The organism is Streptomyces sp. NBC_00029, from assembly GCF_045160505.1.
Taxonomy (GTDB): Bacteria; Actinomycetota; Actinomycetes; order Streptomycetales; family Streptomycetaceae; genus Streptomyces.
Map to the genome: position 1 here is coordinate 6,425,001 of NZ_CP108292.1, position 16,374 is coordinate 6,441,374.

The 16,374-nt window shown below is 67.6% G+C and carries 5 protein-coding genes, 1 tRNA gene and 2 rRNA genes; 7 read left to right on the top strand and 1 reads right to left on the bottom strand.

Annotated features, from left to right (window positions below; translation table 11 throughout):
- Positions 1-43: 43 nt before the first annotated feature.
- The 4 genes from OG753_RS30120 (at position 44) to OG753_RS30135 (ending at position 4,163) form a co-directional block, all read left to right on the top strand.
- Positions 44-3,166 (top strand): 23S ribosomal RNA (locus tag OG753_RS30120).
- Between the two features lie 76 nt (positions 3,167-3,242).
- Positions 3,243-3,360 (top strand): 5S ribosomal RNA (rrf, locus tag OG753_RS30125).
- A 5-nt stretch (positions 3,361-3,365) separates the two neighbouring features.
- Positions 3,366-3,441 (top strand) — tRNA-Thr (locus OG753_RS30130).
- A gap of 128 nt (positions 3,442-3,569) precedes the next feature.
- Entirely contained in the window at positions 3,570-4,163 is a 594-nt protein-coding gene (locus OG753_RS30135; protein WP_401283463.1) for an HdeD family acid-resistance protein, read from the top strand.
- A gap of 12 nt (positions 4,164-4,175) precedes the next feature.
- On the opposite strand, the gene OG753_RS30140 is transcribed toward OG753_RS30135, so the two are convergent.
- The gene (locus OG753_RS30140) at positions 4,176-6,737 is read right to left on the bottom strand and encodes a SpoIIE family protein phosphatase (RefSeq protein ID WP_405792860.1); all 2,562 of its coding nucleotides are present in this window, start codon (positions 6,735-6,737) and stop codon (positions 4,176-4,178) included.
- A gap of 192 nt (positions 6,738-6,929) precedes the next feature.
- Here OG753_RS30140 and OG753_RS30145 point away from each other — a divergent pair, with 192 nt between their 5' ends.
- From OG753_RS30145 to OG753_RS30155, 3 genes are all read left to right on the top strand, one after another.
- On the top strand, positions 6,930-12,467 hold the full coding sequence (locus tag OG753_RS30145; RefSeq protein ID WP_405790855.1) for a HAMP domain-containing protein: 5,538 nt from the start codon (positions 6,930-6,932) through the stop codon (positions 12,465-12,467).
- A 273-nt stretch (positions 12,468-12,740) separates the two neighbouring features.
- The gene (locus OG753_RS30150) at positions 12,741-13,424 is read left to right on the top strand and encodes a response regulator (RefSeq protein WP_327264749.1); all 684 of its coding nucleotides are present in this window, start codon (positions 12,741-12,743) and stop codon (positions 13,422-13,424) included.
- 115 nt (positions 13,425-13,539) lie between these two features.
- Positions 13,540-16,332, top strand: coding sequence for a DNA translocase FtsK (locus OG753_RS30155; protein ID WP_327264750.1), 2,793 nt, complete (start codon positions 13,540-13,542; stop codon positions 16,330-16,332).
- The last annotated feature ends 42 nt before the right edge of the window (positions 16,333-16,374 follow it).

Genomic DNA, 16,374 nt, shown 5'->3' on the forward strand with positions numbered 1-16,374 from the left:
CTGGTCGTTGTTTGAGAACTACACAGTGGACGCGAGCATCTGTGGCCAAGTTTTTAAGGGCGCACGGTGGATGCCTTGGCACCAGGAACCGATGAAGGACGTGAGAGGCCGCGATAGGCCCCGGGGAGCTGCCAACTGAGCTTTGATCCGGGGGTGTCCGAATGGGGAAACCCGGCAGTCGTCATGGGCTGTCACCCACTGCTGAACACATAGGCAGTGTGGAGGGAACGCGGGGAAGTGAAACATCTCAGTACCCGCAGGAAGAGAAAACAACCGTGATTCCGGGAGTAGTGGCGAGCGAAACCGGATGAGGCCAAACCGTATGCGTGTGATACCCGGCAGGGGTTGCGCATGCGGGGTTGTGGGAATTCTTTTGATCGGTCTGCCGGCCGGTCGGCGAGTCAGAAACCGTTGATGTAGTCGAAGGACATGCGAAAGGTCCGGCGTAGAGGGTAAGACCCCCGTAGACGAAACATCAGCGGCTTGCTTAAGAATCTCCCAAGTAGCACGGGGCCCGAGAAATCCCGTGTGAATCTGGCGGGACCACCCGCTAAGCCTAAATATTCCCTGGTGACCGATAGCGGATAGTACCGTGAGGGAATGGTGAAAAGTACCGCGGGAGCGGAGTGAAATAGTACCTGAAACCGTGTGCCTACAAGCCGTGGGAGCGTCGCCGTTGTTCTTCGGAACAACGGTCGTGACTGCGTGCCTTTTGAAGAATGAGCCTGCGAGTTAGCGGTGTGTAGCGAGGTTAACCCGTGTGGGGAAGCCGTAGCGAAAGCGAGTCCGAATAGGGCGATTGAGTTGCACGCTCTAGACCCGAAGCGGAGTGATCTAGCCATGGGCAGGTTGAAGCGGAGGTAAGACTTCGTGGAGGACCGAACCCACCAGGGTTGAAAACCTGGGGGATGACCTGTGGTTAGGGGTGAAAGGCCAATCAAACTCCGTGATAGCTGGTTCTCCCCGAAATGCATTTAGGTGCAGCGTCGTGTGTTTCTTGCCGGAGGTAGAGCACTGGATAGGCGATGGGCCCTACCGGGTTACTGACCTTAGCCAAACTCCGAATGCCGGTAAGTGAGAGCACGGCAGTGAGACTGTGGGGGATAAGCTCCATGGTCGAGAGGGAAACAGCCCAGAGCATCGACTAAGGCCCCTAAGCGTACGCTAAGTGGGAAAGGATGTGGAGTCGCAGAGACAACCAGGAGGTTGGCTTAGAAGCAGCCACCCTTGAAAGAGTGCGTAATAGCTCACTGGTCAAGTGATTCCGCGCCGACAATGTAGCGGGGCTCAAGCGTACCGCCGAAGTCGTGTCATTGCAGCAATAGGGCCAACGCCCGCTGTGATGGGTAGGGGAGCGTCGTGTGCCGGGTGAAGCAGCAGCGGAAGCTAGTTGTGGACGGTTCACGAGTGAGAATGCAGGCATGAGTAGCGATACACACGTGAGAAACGTGTGCGCCGATTGACTAAGGGTTCCTGGGTCAAGCTGATCTGCCCAGGGTAAGTCGGGACCTAAGGCGAGGCCGACAGGCGTAGTCGATGGACAACCGGTTGATATTCCGGTACCCGCTTTGAAACGCCCAATATCGAATCCTCTAATGCTAAAGCCGTGAAGCCGTTCCGGACCCTTCGGGGAAAGGAAAGTGGTGGAGCCGCTGACCCAAGGTGGTAGTAGGTAAGCGATGGGGTGACGCAGGAAGGTAGTCCAGCCCGGGCGGTGGTAGTCCCGGGGTAAGGGTGTAGGCCGAGGGGTAGGCAAATCCGTCCCTCATTAAGGCTGAGACCTGATGCCGAGCCGATTGTGGTGAAGTGGATGATCCTATGCTGTCGAGAAAAGCCTCTAGCGAGTTTCATGGCGGCCCGTACCCTAAACCGACTCAGGTGGTCAGGTAGAGAATACCGAGGCGTTCGGGTGAACTATGGTTAAGGAACTCGGCAAAATGCCCCCGTAACTTCGGGAGAAGGGGGGCCATCACTGGTGATCGGACTTGCTCCGTGAGCTGGGGGTGGCCGCAGAGACCAGCGAGAAGCGACTGTTTACTAAAAACACAGGTCCGTGCGAAGCCGTAAGGCGATGTATACGGACTGACGCCTGCCCGGTGCTGGAACGTTAAGGGGACCGGTTAGTGACCTTTCGGGGTTGCGAAGCTGAGAACTTAAGCGCCAGTAAACGGCGGTGGTAACTATAACCATCCTAAGGTAGCGAAATTCCTTGTCGGGTAAGTTCCGACCTGCACGAATGGCGTAACGACTTCTCGACTGTCTCAACCATAGGCCCGGTGAAATTGCACTACGAGTAAAGATGCTCGTTTCGCGCAGCAGGACGGAAAGACCCCGGGACCTTTACTACAGTTTGATATTGGTGTTCGGTTCGGCTTGTGTAGGATAGGTGGGAGACTTTGAAGCAGCCACGCCAGTGGTTGTGGAGTCGCCGTTGAAATACCACTCTGGTCGTGCTGGATGTCTAACCTCGGTCCGTGATCCGGATCAGGGACAGTGTCTGATGGGTAGTTTAACTGGGGCGGTTGCCTCCCAAAGGGTAACGGAGGCGCCCAAAGGTTCCCTCAGCCTGGTTGGCAATCAGGTGTTGAGTGTAAGTGCACAAGGGAGCTTGACTGTGAGACCGACGGGTCGAGCAGGGACGAAAGTCGGGACTAGTGATCCGGCGGTGGCTTGTGGAAGCGCCGTCGCTCAACGGATAAAAGGTACCCCGGGGATAACAGGCTGATCTTCCCCAAGAGTCCATATCGACGGGATGGTTTGGCACCTCGATGTCGGCTCGTCGCATCCTGGGGCTGGAGTCGGTCCCAAGGGTTGGGCTGTTCGCCCATTAAAGCGGTACGCGAGCTGGGTTTAGAACGTCGTGAGACAGTTCGGTCCCTATCCGCTGTGCGCGTAGGAATATTGAGAAGGGCTGTCCCTAGTACGAGAGGACCGGGACGGACGAACCTCTGGTGTGCCAGTTGTCCTGCCAAGGGCATGGCTGGTTGGCTACGTTCGGGAGGGATAACCGCTGAAAGCATCTAAGCGGGAAGCCTGCTTCAAGATGAGTATTCCCACCTCCTTGAGAGGGTAAGGCTCCCAGTAGACGACTGGGTTGATAGGCCAGATGTGGAAGCCCGGTAACGGGTGAAGCTGACTGGTACTAATAGGCCGAGGGCTTGTCCTCAGTTGCTCGCGTCCACTGTGTTAGTTCTGAAATAACGAACAGCTGTGAAAACACCAGCGTTCAAATTTCATAGTGTTTCGGTGGTCATAGCGTTAGGGAAACGCCCGGTTTACATTCCGAACCCGGAAGCTAAGCCTTTCAGCGCCGATGGTACTGCAGGGGGGACCCTGTGGGAGAGTAGGACGCCGCCGAACAACCCGCCCTTTTAGCTCAGTCGGTAGAGCGTCTCCATGGTAAGGAGAAGGTCAACGGTTCGATTCCGTTAAAGGGCTCCAAAGGAAAAGGCCCCCGCCATCTGGCGGGGGTCTTTTTTGTTTTGTGCCGAGCCCCGGCAGTACGTCGCCGGGCGCGCCCGGGCCCGCCTGCCTAAAGTGGATGTCATCCCGTTGGCTCAGGAGGCGTGATGACCGTTCCCCCCAGCGCGGCGCCGCAGCACACGCAGAGCGACCCCGAGGACGTGCTCAAGCAGGTTGGAGCCGCTTGGTACTGGGCTCTCGGCCTGGCTCTCGCGACGCTGATCCCCGGCATTCTGGTGCTGGTCTGGCCCGACGAGACGCTTCACATCCTGGCCGTCATCATCGGCCTGCAGCTCCTGGTGGCGGGTGTCTTCCGCTTCGTCGCGGCCTTCTCCCACAGCGGTGACGGGGGGAGGCTGGCCGGCGTACTGATCGCCGTGCTGGCGTTCCTGGCCGGCGTCCTGGTCCTGAGACATCCGATGCAGACGATCGGCGCGCTGACCCTGATCGTCGGGGTGTTCTGGCTGCTGACCGGAGTGCTCACGGCGTTCACCGCGATCGCGGACCACTCGCTCCCGCACAGGGGCCTGCGGTTCGGCCTGGGCGCCCTGGGCGCCGTCGCCGGCGTCGTCGTGCTCTGCTTCCCGGTGGACTCCGCGGTCGCCCTGACCCGGCTGCTGGGGCTCTGGCTGGTCCTGCTGGGCGTCTTCGAGCTGGTGATGGCCTTCGCGCTGCGTTCCGCCACGCGCCGGATCTCCTGAGTCCGGCCCGGGTCAGTCGCCGGTGCGCTGTTCCGGGACGCGGAAGGCCAGGATCGCCATGTCGTCCGAGGCCGGCTCTGCGGCGAAGCGTTCCACCGCGCGCAGGACGCGGGAGGCGACCGCGCCCGCCGTGAGGCCCGTACACGTGGTGAGGACTTCGGCGAGGCCGTCGTCGCCGAGCATGCGGGTGCCCTCGCGGCGTTCGGTCACGCCGTCCGTGACGCACAGCAGGACATCGCCGGGGTCGAGGGTGAGGGTCTGTTCGTAGAGGTCCAGATCGTCGATGACGCCCAGCAGGGGCTGCGGGTCCGCGGCCGCGTCGACCTGGCCGTTCGGGCGCAGGCGCAGCGGGAGCGGGTGGCCCGCGCAGACGACCTTCATCAGGGCACCGCCGTCGGGCTGGGGGTGCAGCTCGCCGTAGAGGAGGGTGAGGAAGCGGCTGCGGGCCCCCTCGTCGAGGATGGCCGCGTTCAGGCGCTGGAGGACCGCGGGGCCGCCGAGGCCCTCGCGGGCCAGCAGGCGCAGCGCGTGGCGGGCCAGGCCCGTGACGGCGGCCGCCTCCGGCCCCGTACCGCAGACGTCGCCGATGGCGAAGCCGTACGCGCCGTCGCGGATCGGGAAGACGTCGTAGAAGTCGCCGCCGACCTCGTTGCCCTCGCCGGCCGCGCGGTAGATGACCTCGACCTCCATGCCGGGGATGGCGGGGGAGCCGGGCGGCAGGAGGCTGCGCTGCAGGGAGCGGCTGATCGCGGTGCGCTCGGAGTAGAGGCGGGCGTTGTCGAGGGCCAGGGCGGCCCGGCGGGAGAGGTCCTCCGCGAGTTCGAGGATCTCCTGGCGGAAGTGCTCCTCGCGGGGCTTGCCGAGCGTGAGCATGCCGATGACGCGGTTCCGGGCGAGGAGGGGGAGGACCACCGTCTCGCCGCCGACCGCGAGGGCGGCCTCGGACCACGGGCGTGCGCCGGCCTCGCGGACCGGTTCGGGCGGGCTGACCCGGGAGAGCAGGTCCTTGAGGCCGTCGATGCGCTCCTCGTCCTCGTGCAGGACGTAGGAGAGGTACGGGTCGGAGGACTGGTCGGCGATCGTGTAGACGGCGCACCAGGTGGCGAGGGTGGGGACCGTCATCTGGGCCATGAGGGCCAGGGTCTGGTCCCGGTCGAGGGTGCCGGCCAGCAGGTCGGAGGCCTCGACGAGGAAGGAGAGGGATCCGCGGCGCAGCCGTTCCAGCTCGCCGAGGCGGGCGGATTCCACGGCGAGGGCGATGCGGTCGGCGGCGAACTGGAGGTGCAGCGCCTCTTCGTTGGAGTAGCGCCCGGGGGTTTCGGCGGCGACGCCGAGGGAGCCGGTGAGGCGGCCCTCCACCTTGAGCGGGACGGTGACGGCGGAGCGCATGCCGGTGGCCTCCAGGAGCGGGACGGCTCCGGGGGAGGCGATGAGGTCGTCGTGGACGGCGGGCATGCGGGCGGAGCCGTAGCGGTTGGTGCCGGCCTCGACGGGGACGCGGGCGAAGCGCTGGCGGGTGGAGGGCAGGCCGGTGGTGGCGCGGACCTCCAGCTCGGTCTCGTCGTCGGTGGCGAGCAGCAGGAAGGCGGCGTCGGCGTCGAGGAGGTCGCGGGCGCGTTCGACGGTGCGCTGGAGGAGTCCGTCGAGGTCGTCGGGGGCGGGGGAGCCGATGAAGACCTCGAAGGGGTCCGTCGGGCGCGGATCGGTGAAGTGGCCGCTGTCGGAGGTGGGCACCCGTACCGGGGTCTGGAGCAGGGCGCGCTCGTCGTCGTGGACCAGGAGGCAGACGATCGACGGTTCGCCGTGGGCGTCGCGGACCCGCAGGTGGGAGGCGAAGACGGGGATGACGCGGCCGTCGGCGCCGCGGAGGCCGTAGCTGCCCTCCCAGCGGGACAGGCGCAGGGCCTCGGCGATGCCGGTGCCGGTGCCGGGGGTCTGCGGCCAGGCGGCGAGCTCGGCGAGCGGGCGGCCCAGCGCCTTCTCGGCGGGGTGGCCGAAGATGTGCTCGGCGTCCTCGTTCCAGGCGGAGATGGCGTCGTCGGCGTCGATCTGGAGGACGGCGACGCGGACCCGGCTGTCGGCCAGGGGCAGCAGCTGGTCGGGGACGACGGGGCCTGCGGAGCGGGTACCGACCGGCCGGTCCGGGAGGTCGAGGCGGAACCACACGTGCTTGTGCGTGGCCGTGTATTCGACGCCCCAGCGGGTGGCGAGGGCGGCGCAGAGCATCAGGCCGCGGCCGTTCTCGCGGTCGGGGTCGGCGTAGGGGCGCTCGCCGGGGTGCTGGAGCGGGAGTTCACGCTCCGGATACCGGTCGGCGACCTCGACGCGTACGCCGCCCTCGGCGCGCAGGCACAGGACCTCGGCCCGGGTTCCGGCGTGGACCACGGCGTTGGTGACGAGCTCGCTGGTGAGGACCACTGCGTCGTCGACGATGTCCGCGAAACCCCAGCCGTGCAGGGTGTCGCGGACGAAACCGCGGGCGGCGGCGACCGAGCGCCCGAGGGGATCGAAGCTGGCAGCCGCCCGTGCCGTGATCACTAGTCTCCTTCGACGCGGTTGGACATCGGGTGCCAGGTTACTTACGTTCGCGGTCGGCGTGGTGCCGTCGTCGGGGATTCCACCCGCAGGGTACGGCGGGTGTGCGATGGTGCCGAAGTGTTATGGCCGGGTTCGGCCAGGGTGAAACACTGGGCAGGCTTGCAGAGCCGGCTCGTGACGAGTCAGGCGTCCGGTGGATGAGTGGTCGACCCTTTCGGGAGGGACACGGTGGAGTCTGGCGCAGCGGTGCGGCGTACGGGAACGCGGCCGAAGGGCGGACGTTCCCGGCGCAGTGGCACGACGGAGGTCGATACCGCCGCTCTGAACCGGCTGCTCACGGCCCTGGTGTCGATGCGGGACGGGAACTTCCGCAAGCGGCTGACGGTGTCCGGCGACGGCGTGATGGCGGAGATCGCCGCCGTCTACAACGAGGTCGCCGACCGTAATCTTCATCTCACCGGGGAGCTGTCCCGGGTGCGGCGGATGGTGGGCCGCGAGGGCAAGCTGAGCGAACGGCTGGAAACAGGTGCCTGTGAGGGCTCCTGGGCGGCCGCGATCGATGCCTCGAACCAGTTGGTGGACGATCTGGCCCGGCCGGTGTCCGAGGTGGGCCGGGTGCTGTCGGCGGTGGCCGAGGGCGATCTCGACCAGCGGATGGATCTGCGGACGCAGGCGGCCGAGGGGGCCGGGCATCCGCTGCGCGGGGAGTTCCTGAAGGTCGGGCGGACGGTGAACAACCTGGTCGACCAGCTGTCCGCGTTCACCGACGAGGTGACGCGTGTGGCGCTGGAGGTGGGCACCGAGGGCAAACTCGGCGGTCAGGCCCAGGTGCGCGGGATGTCGGGTTCGTGGAAGGACCTGACGGACTCCGTCAACACGATGGCGTACCGCCTCACCGCTCAGGTGCGTGACATCGCTCTCGTCACGACGGCGGTCGCCAAGGGCGATCTGTCGCGCAAGGTCACGGTGCATGTGGCCGGCGAGATGCTCCAGCTGAAGAACACCGTGAACACGATGGTGGACCAGTTGTCCTCCTTCTCCTCCGAGGTGACAAGGGTCGCCCGAGAGGTGGGTACGGAGGGCGAGCTGGGCGGCCAGGCGAAGGTGCCCGGGGTCGCGGGCGTGTGGAAGGACCTGACCGACTCGGTCAACACCATGGCCGGGAACCTGACGGCCCAGGTGCGCGGGATCGCGCAGGTGACGACCGCGGTCGCGAACGGCGACCTGTCGCAGAAGGTACGGGTCAGCGCGCGCGGCGAGGTCGCGCAGCTGGCCGAAACGATCAACCAGATGACCGAGACGCTGCGGACCTTCGCGGACGAGGTCACGCGCGTGGCCAGCGAGGTCGGGGCCAAGGGTCTGCTCGGCGGCCAGGCGCAGGTGCCGGGGGCGGCGGGCACGTGGAAGGACCTCACCGACTCGGTGAACACCGTCTTCCGCAATCTCACCACCCAGGTGCGGGACATCGCCCAGGTGACGACGGCGGTCGCCAACGGCGACCTGTCGCAGAAGGTCACCGTCGATGTGGCCGGCGAGATGCTGGAGTTGAAGAACACCGTCAACACCATGGTGGACCAGCTGTCCTCCTTCGGTGCAGAAGTGACGCGTGTGGCCCGTGAGGTCGGCGTCGAGGGTGAACTGGGCGGCCAGGCGCAGGTGCCCGGAGCCGCGGGGACGTGGAAGGACCTCACCGACTCGGTGAACACGGCTTTCCGCAACCTCACCGGGCAGGTCCGCAACATCGCTCAGGTGACGACGGCGGTGGCCAACGGCGACCTGTCGCAGAAGGTCACCGTCGACGTCTCCGGCGAGATGCTCCAGCTGAAGAACACCGTGAACACGATGGTGGACCAGCTGTCCTCCTTCGCGGACCAGGTCACGCGGATGGCGCGGGACGTGGGTACGGAGGGCCGGCTCGGCGGCCAGGCCCGGGTCGAGGGGGTGTCCGGCACCTGGAAGGAGCTCACCGACTCCGTCAACTTCATGGCCGGGAACCTGACGTCGCAGGTGCGCCAGATCGCGCAGGTGACGACGGCGGTTGCCCGCGGTGACCTGTCGCAGAAGATCGATGTGGACGCCCGGGGCGAGATCCTGGAGCTGAAGAACACCATCAACACGATGGTGGACCAGCTCTCGGCCTTCGCCGAGCAGGTGACCCGGGTGGCCCGGGACGTGGGGACCGAGGGCCGGCTCGGCGGTCAGGCGCAGGTGCCCGGGGTGGCCGGCGTATGGCGTGACCTGACGGACTCCGTGAACGGCATGGCCGGGAACCTGACCTCGCAGGTGCGCAACATCGCCCAGGTCGCGACGGCGGTTGCCCGCGGTGACCTGTCGCAGAAGATCGATGTGGACGCCCGGGGCGAGATCCTGGAGCTGAAGAACACCCTGAACACGATGGTCGACCAGCTCTCGAACTTCGCGGAGCAGGTGACGCGGGTGGCGCGCGAGGTGGGTACCGAGGGCATCCTCGGCGGCCAGGCGGAGGTGAAGGGGGTCTCCGGTACCTGGAAGGACCTCACCCAGTCCGTCAATTTCATGGCGAACAACCTGACGTCGCAGGTGCGCAACATCGCCGAGGTGACCACGGCCGTCGCCATGGGCGACCTCTCCAAGAAGATCACCGTCGACGCCAAGGGCGAGATCCTCGAGCTGGTCACCACCGTGAACACGATGGTGGACCAGCTGTCGTCGTTCGCCGAGCAGGTGACGCGGGTGGCCCGTGAGGTGGGCTCCGAGGGCATCCTCGGCGGTCAGGCCCGGGTGCGCGGGGTGACGGGCATCTGGAAGGACCTGACCGACAACGTCAACCTGATGGCCAACAACCTGACCTCCCAGGTGCGCAACATCTCCCAGGTCTCGGCGGCGGTCGCCAACGGTGACCTGACGAAGAAGGTCACGGTCGAGGCGCGCGGCGAGGTCGCGCAGCTCGCCGACACCGTCAACACGATGGTGAAGACGCTGTCGTCCTTCGCGGACGAGGTGACGCGCGTGGCCCGCGAGGTGGGTACGGAGGGACGCCTGGGCGGCCAGGCGCACGTGCCGGGCGTCTCGGGGACGTGGAAGGACCTCACCGACTCGGTGAACTTCATGGCCTCCAACCTCACCGGCCAGGTGCGGCAGATCGCCATGGTCACGACCGCCATCGCCAAGGGCGACATGACCAAGAAGATCGACATCGACGCCCGGGGCGAGATCCTGGAGCTGAAGACGACGATCAACACGATGGTGGACCAGCTGTCCTCCTTCGCCGACCAGGTGACCCGGGTGGCGCGCGAGGTGGGCACCGAGGGCATCCTGGGCGGCCAGGCCCGGGTCCGGGACGTCGACGGCACCTGGCGGGACCTGACCGAGTCCGTGAACGAGATGGCCGGGAACCTCACCCGGCAGGTGCGCGCGATCGCGGCCGTGGCCACCGCGGTGACCCGCGGCGACCTGAACCTGAAGATCGACGTGGACGCGGCGGGCGAGATCCAGGTCCTCCAGGACAACATCAACACGATGATCGCCAACCTGCGCGACACCACCTTGGCCAACAAGGAGCAGGACTGGCTCAAGGGCAACCTGGCCCGGATCTCGGCCTTGATGCAGGGCCGCCGGGAGCTCGACGACGTGGCCTCGCTGATCATGAGCGAGCTGACCCCCGTGGTCTCCGCGCAGCACGGCGCCTTCTTCCTGGCGCTGCCGGCCGGCGGTACCACCGAGATCGGGACGGAGGGGGGCGCGGACGGTTCGTACGAGCTGCGGATGCGCGGGAGCTACGCGTACGCGGGCGGCCAGATGCCGATCTCCTTCCGGCCGGGGGAGGGCCTGATCGGGGCGGTCGCCGAGGAGAAGCGGATGATCCTCGTCGAGAACACCCCGCCGGGCTACCTGAAGATCTCCTCGGGTCTGGGCGAGGCTCCGCCGGCGCACGTCATCGTGCTGCCGGTGCTCTTCGAGGGGAAGGTGCTCGGCGTCATCGAGCTGGCCTCCTTCACGCCCTTCACGCAGATCCAGAAGGACTTCCTCAGCCAGATCGCCGAGATGATCGGTACGAGCGTCAACACCATCAGCGTCAACTCCAAGACGGAGATGCTGCTGAAGCAGTCGCAGGAGATGACCGAGCAGCTGCGCGAGCGTTCCGACGAGCTGGAGAACCGGCAGAAGGCCCTGCAGGCCGCCAACGCGGAGCTGGAGGAGAAGGCCGAGCTGCTGGCCCAGCAGAACCGGGACATCGAGGTGAAGAACACCGAGATCGAGGAGGCCCGGCAGGTCCTGGAGGAGCGCGCCGAGCAGCTCGCGGTCTCGATGCGCTACAAGTCCGAGTTCCTGGCGAACATGTCGCACGAGCTGCGGACGCCGCTCAACTCGCTGCTGATCCTGGCCAAGCTGCTCGCCGACAACGCGGACGGGAACCTCTCGCCCAAGCAGGTGGAGTTCGCCGAGACCATCCACGGCGCGGGCTCCGACCTGCTGCAGCTGATCAACGACATCCTCGACCTGTCGAAGGTCGAGGCGGGGAAGATGGACGTCTCGCCGACCCGGATCGCGCTGGTCCAGCTCGTGGACTACGTGGAGGCGACCTTCCGGCCGCTGACGGCGGAGAAGGGCCTGGACTTCTCGGTCCGGGTCTCGCCGGAGCTGCCCGCCACCTTGCACACCGACGAGCAGCGGCTGCTCCAGGTGCTGCGCAACCTGCTGTCCAACGCGGTGAAGTTCACCGACAGCGGGGCGGTGGAGCTGGTGATCCGTCCGGCGGGGGCGGATGTGCCGATCGCGATCCGCGAGCAGCTGCTGGAGGCCGGTTCGCTGCGGGAGGCGGACGCGGACCTGATCGCCTTCTCGGTCACCGACACCGGGATCGGGATCGCGGCGAGCAAGATGCTGGTGATCTTCGAGGCGTTCAAGCAGGCGGACGGGACGACGAGCCGTAAGTACGGCGGCACCGGGCTGGGTCTGTCGATCAGCCGGGAGATCGCCCGGCTGCTGGGCGGCGAGATCCACGCGGCCAGCGAGCCCGGCCGCGGGTCCACCTTCACGCTGTACCTGCCGCTGCACCCGAGCGAGCTGCCTCCGCAGGGGTACGCGCCGCCGACGCCCGGCGGAGCCCGCGGCGAGCTGTACCGCAGGTCGCTGGACGGGGGACGGCCCGCGCTGCCGGGCAACCAGGCCGGGCCCGCGTCCGTACCGTCGGTGCAGTCGCAGCCGGCACGTCCTGCGCTGTCGGCGGCCGAGCCGGCCGGGCAGGGTCAGGGCGGCGGGGGCGCCGCGCTGTTCCGGCGGCGGCGCAAGGCTCCGAGTGACCTGGAGCCGCGTACGGCGGTGCCGGGGCAGCCGAACGTGGTGGGGCCCGAGGACGGCTGGGGCAGTGCGGACGAGGAACTTCCGGTGGTGCCCCGGACGTACGACTTCCACGGCGAGAAGGTGCTCATCGTCGACGACGACGTGCGCAACGTCTTCGCGCTCACCAGTGTGCTGGAACAGCACGGGCTGGCCGTGCTGTACGCGGAGAACGGGCGGGAGGGCATCGAAGTCCTGGAGCAGCACGACGATGTGACGGTCGTACTGATGGACATCATGATGCCCGAGATGGATGGGTACGCCACGACTTCGGCGATCCGGCGGATGCCGCAGTTCGCCGGGCTGCCGATCATCGCGCTGACGGCGAAGGCGATGAAGGGGGACCGGGAGAAGGCGATCGATTCCGGTGCTTCCGACTACGTCACCAAGCCCGTCGATCCCGACTACCTGCTGTCGGTGATGGAGCAGTGGATGCGCGGCAAGTGATCGCAGGGAGAGCGGACGGACGCCGGAGTTGACTCACTGTGCCCGGAGCGGTGTGGGAGAGCGGTATTCGGGGAACCTTCTGCTCTCCCACCACGTTTCTGCTTCGTGCACAGTGACATCTTGGTGACAGGGTGTGGCGATCTCGGGACTGGGGCTACGATGACCGGCACAAGGACGGACGGCGCAAGGATGCCGTCCTCTGGGGCGGGGCCCGGCGCACAGGCCGGAGCCAGGAGCCGGGGAGGCCCCGTGCCGGGGCGAGGAGGACAGGGCATGGTGCAGAAGGCCAAGATCCTCCTGGTCGACGACCGGCCGGAGAATCTGCTGGCGCTGGAGGCCATCCTCTCCGCGCTCGATCAGACACTGGTCCGGGCGTCGTCGGGGGAGGAAGCGCTCAAGGCGCTGCTGACGGACGATTTCGCGGTCATCCTGCTGGATGTCCAGATGCCGGGCATGGACGGATTCGAAACGGCCGCGCACATCAAGCGGCGGGAGCGGACCCGGGACATCCCGATCATCTTCCTCACCGCGATCAACCACGGTCCGCACCACACGTTCCGCGGTTACGCGGCGGGTGCGGTCGATTACATCTCCAAGCCCTTCGACCCGTGGGTGCTGCGGGCCAAGGTCTCGGTCTTCGTGGAGCTGTACACGAAGAACTGCCAACTGCGCGAGCAGGCGGCCCTGCTGCGGCTCCAGCTGGAGGGCGGCAGCTCGGGCGGCGTGGACGCGAGCAAGGAGACGGCCGGACTGCTGGCCGAGCTCTCCGCACGGCTCGCGGCCGTCGAGGAGCAGGCCGAGGCGCTGACCAAGCAGCTCGGCGAGGACTCGGCCGACGCGGGAGTGGTCGCGACCGCGGCCCATCTGGAGCGCAAACTCACCGGACTGCGGCGGGCACTCGACGCCCTGGAGCCCGGAACGGCCGGAGGGGCTGCGGCCCTGCCCGCGCAGAACTGACCGTACGCGGGTCGGTACTGGCGGTGCGTCAAAGCACCTACAGAGCCGACGACACGAACGGGTGAAGGGGTGGGCACGCGTGTCCACCGGCGCGCGCACCGGTAACCTCGGCCCCATGGCCTCAAGTACGTCCGGTAAGGGTTCCCAGAGCACCGCGGGCACCGCGAAGGGCCGCACCGGCCGTACGACGGCGCCGGCGAAGAAGGCTGCGCCCGCGCGCAAGCCGCCCGCGAAGAAGGCCGCGGCCGCCCGGCGCGCTCCGGCCAAGAAGGCGGCGGTCAAGCCCGCGCCGTCCCCGACCGGGGGTGTGGTGCGGCTGGTGCGCGCCGTCTGGCTCGGCTGCGCGCACGCCGTCGGTGCCGTCTTCCGCGGGCTCGGCCAGGGGGCCAAGAACCTCGATCCCGCCCACCGCAAGGACGGCGTGGCCCTGCTGCTGCTCGCCCTCGCGCTGATCGTGGCCGCCGGCACCTGGTCGAACCTGAGCGGTCCCGTCGGTGACCTGGTCACGATGCTGATCACCGGGCTGTTCGGACGCCTGGATCTGCTCGTGCCGATCCTGCTCGGCGTCATGGCGGTACGTTTCATCCGCCATCCCGAGCAGGGCGATGCCAACGGCCGCATCGGCATCGGGCTGTCCGCCCTCGTCATCGGTGTCCTGGGCCTGGTCCACATCGCCTGCGGGGCGCCCGGCCGGGACGAGGGCACCACCGCGATGCAGAACGCGGGCGGCCTCATCGGCTGGGGCGCCTCGAAGCCGCTGATCTTCACGATGGGTGCGCCGCTGGCCGTGCCCATGCTGGTGCTGCTCACGATCTTCGGGCTGCTCGTGGTCACCGCGACCCCGGTCAACGCGATCCCGCAGCGGCTGCGCAGGCTCGGCATCCGGCTCGGGATCATCGCCCCGAACGAGTACGACGAGGGCTACGGCGACGAGGCCGAGGGCGCCGCCGGGGAACGGCACGACCCGGAGCAGTGGCGGGCCCGTACCGCAGCCGGCTCCGGGGATCCGGCGGACGAGGCCGAGGAGGAGGCCCTCGCCCGGCGGCGCCGGCCCCGCAGGGCCCCGGCCCGGCCGGGCATGGAACGGGAGATGGACGCCGTCGACGTGGCCGCGGCGGCCGCCGCCGCGCTGGACGGGGTGGTCTACGGCGGAATGCCGCCCTCCCCGCTCGTCGCCGACCTCACGCAGGGGATCACCCCCGAGCGGGAGGGCGCGGAGCTCACCGCTCCGGTGCCGACCGCCCGCGGGGAGCGTCCCGTACCGCAGGCCGCGCCCGAGGCCGCGCCCGAGGCGATGCCCGACGCCTCCGCGCAGCAGCCGTACGCCACCACCGCCGCGGCCTCCGGGACGCTGTCGGTGCCCGACCTGACCAAGGCCCCGCCGCAGACCCAGGCGCTGCCGCCGCGCGCCGAGCAGCTCCAGCTGCGCGGGGACATCACGTACGCGCTGCCCTCGCTCGACCTGCTGGAGAAGGGCGGGCCGGGCAAGACCCGCAGCGCCGCCAACGACGCGGTGGTCGCCTCCCTGCGCAACGTGTTCACCGAGTTCAAGGTCGACGCGGACGTCACCGGCTTCACCCGGGGTCCGACCGTCACCCGGTACGAGGTCACGCTGGGCGCGGCGGTCAAGGTCGAGCGGATCACCGCCCTGACCAAGAACATCGCCTACGCCGTGGCCTCGCCGGACGTCCGGATCATCAGCCCGATCCCGGGCAAGTCCGCGGTCGGCATCGAGATCCCGAACACCGACCGCGAGATGGTCAACCTGGGTGACGTACTGCGCCTCGCGGACGCGGCCGAGGACGACCACCCGATGCTGGTCGCGCTCGGCAAGGACGTCGAGGGCGGCTACGTCATGGCCAACCTCGCCAAGATGCCGCACGTGCTGGTCGCCGGCGCCACCGGTTCCGGCAAGTCCTCCTGCATCAACTGCCTGATCACCTCCGTGATGGTCCGGGCCACCCCGGAGGACGTCCGGATGGTGCTCGTGGACCCCAAGCGGGTCGAGCTGACGGCGTACGAGGGCATCCCGCACCTGATCACGCCGATCATCACCAACCCCAAGCGGGCCGCCGAGGCGCTCCAGTGGGTCGTGCGCGAGATGGACCTGCGCTACGACGACCTGGCCGCCTTCGGCTACCGGCACATCGACGACTTCAACAAGGCGATCCGGGACGGCAAGATCAAACTGCCGCCGGGCAGCGAGCGGGAGCTCAGCCCGTACCCGTACCTGCTGGTGATCGTCGACGAGCTCGCCGACCTGATGATGGTCGCGCCGCGCGACGTCGAGGACTCGATCGTCCGGATCACCCAGCTGGCCCGGGCGGCCGGCATCCACCTGGTGCTCGCCACCCAGCGGCCCTCGGTGGACGTGGTCACCGGCCTGATCAAGGCGAACGTGCCCTCGCGGCTCGCCTTCGCCACCTCCTCGCTCGCCGACAGCCGGGTCATCCTCGACCAGCCGGGCGCCGAGAAGCTGATCGGCAAGGGCGACGGGCTGTTCCTGCCGATGGGGGCGAACAAGCCGGTCCGGCTCCAGGGCGCCTTCGTCACCGAGGAAGAGATCGCCGGGATCGTCCAGCACTGCAAGGACCAGATGGCGCCCGTCTTCCGGGACGACGTCACCGTCGGGCAGAAGCAGAAGAAGGAGATCGACGAGGACATCGGCGACGACCTCGACCTGCTGTGCCAGGCGGCGGAGCTGGTGGTCTCCACGCAGTTCGGGTCCACTTCGATGCTCCAGCGCAAGCTGCGCGTGGGCTTCGCGAAGGCCGGGCGGCTCATGGACCTCATGGAGTCGCGGGGAATCGTCGGCCCGAGCGAGGGGTCGAAGGCCCGCGACGTCCTGCTGAAGGCCGATGACCTGGACGGAGTGCTCGCCGTCATCCGCGGTGAGGCCCATCCGTAATGAAATCGCGGGCAACCGTTTCCCTTGGGCCCGCGTCAAGTT

What these genes read in the sequence shown, in the direction of transcription:
- OG753_RS30135 (WP_401283463.1), top strand. Translation starts at nt 3,570, where the DNA reads ATGACCGTTCCCCCCAGCGCGGCGCCGCAGCACACGCAGAGCGACCCC.
- OG753_RS30150 (WP_327264749.1), top strand. Translation starts at nt 12,741, where the DNA reads ATGGTGCAGAAGGCCAAGATCCTCCTGGTCGACGACCGGCCGGAGAAT.
- OG753_RS30155 (WP_327264750.1), top strand. Translation starts at nt 13,540, where the DNA reads ATGGCCTCAAGTACGTCCGGTAAGGGTTCCCAGAGCACCGCGGGCACC.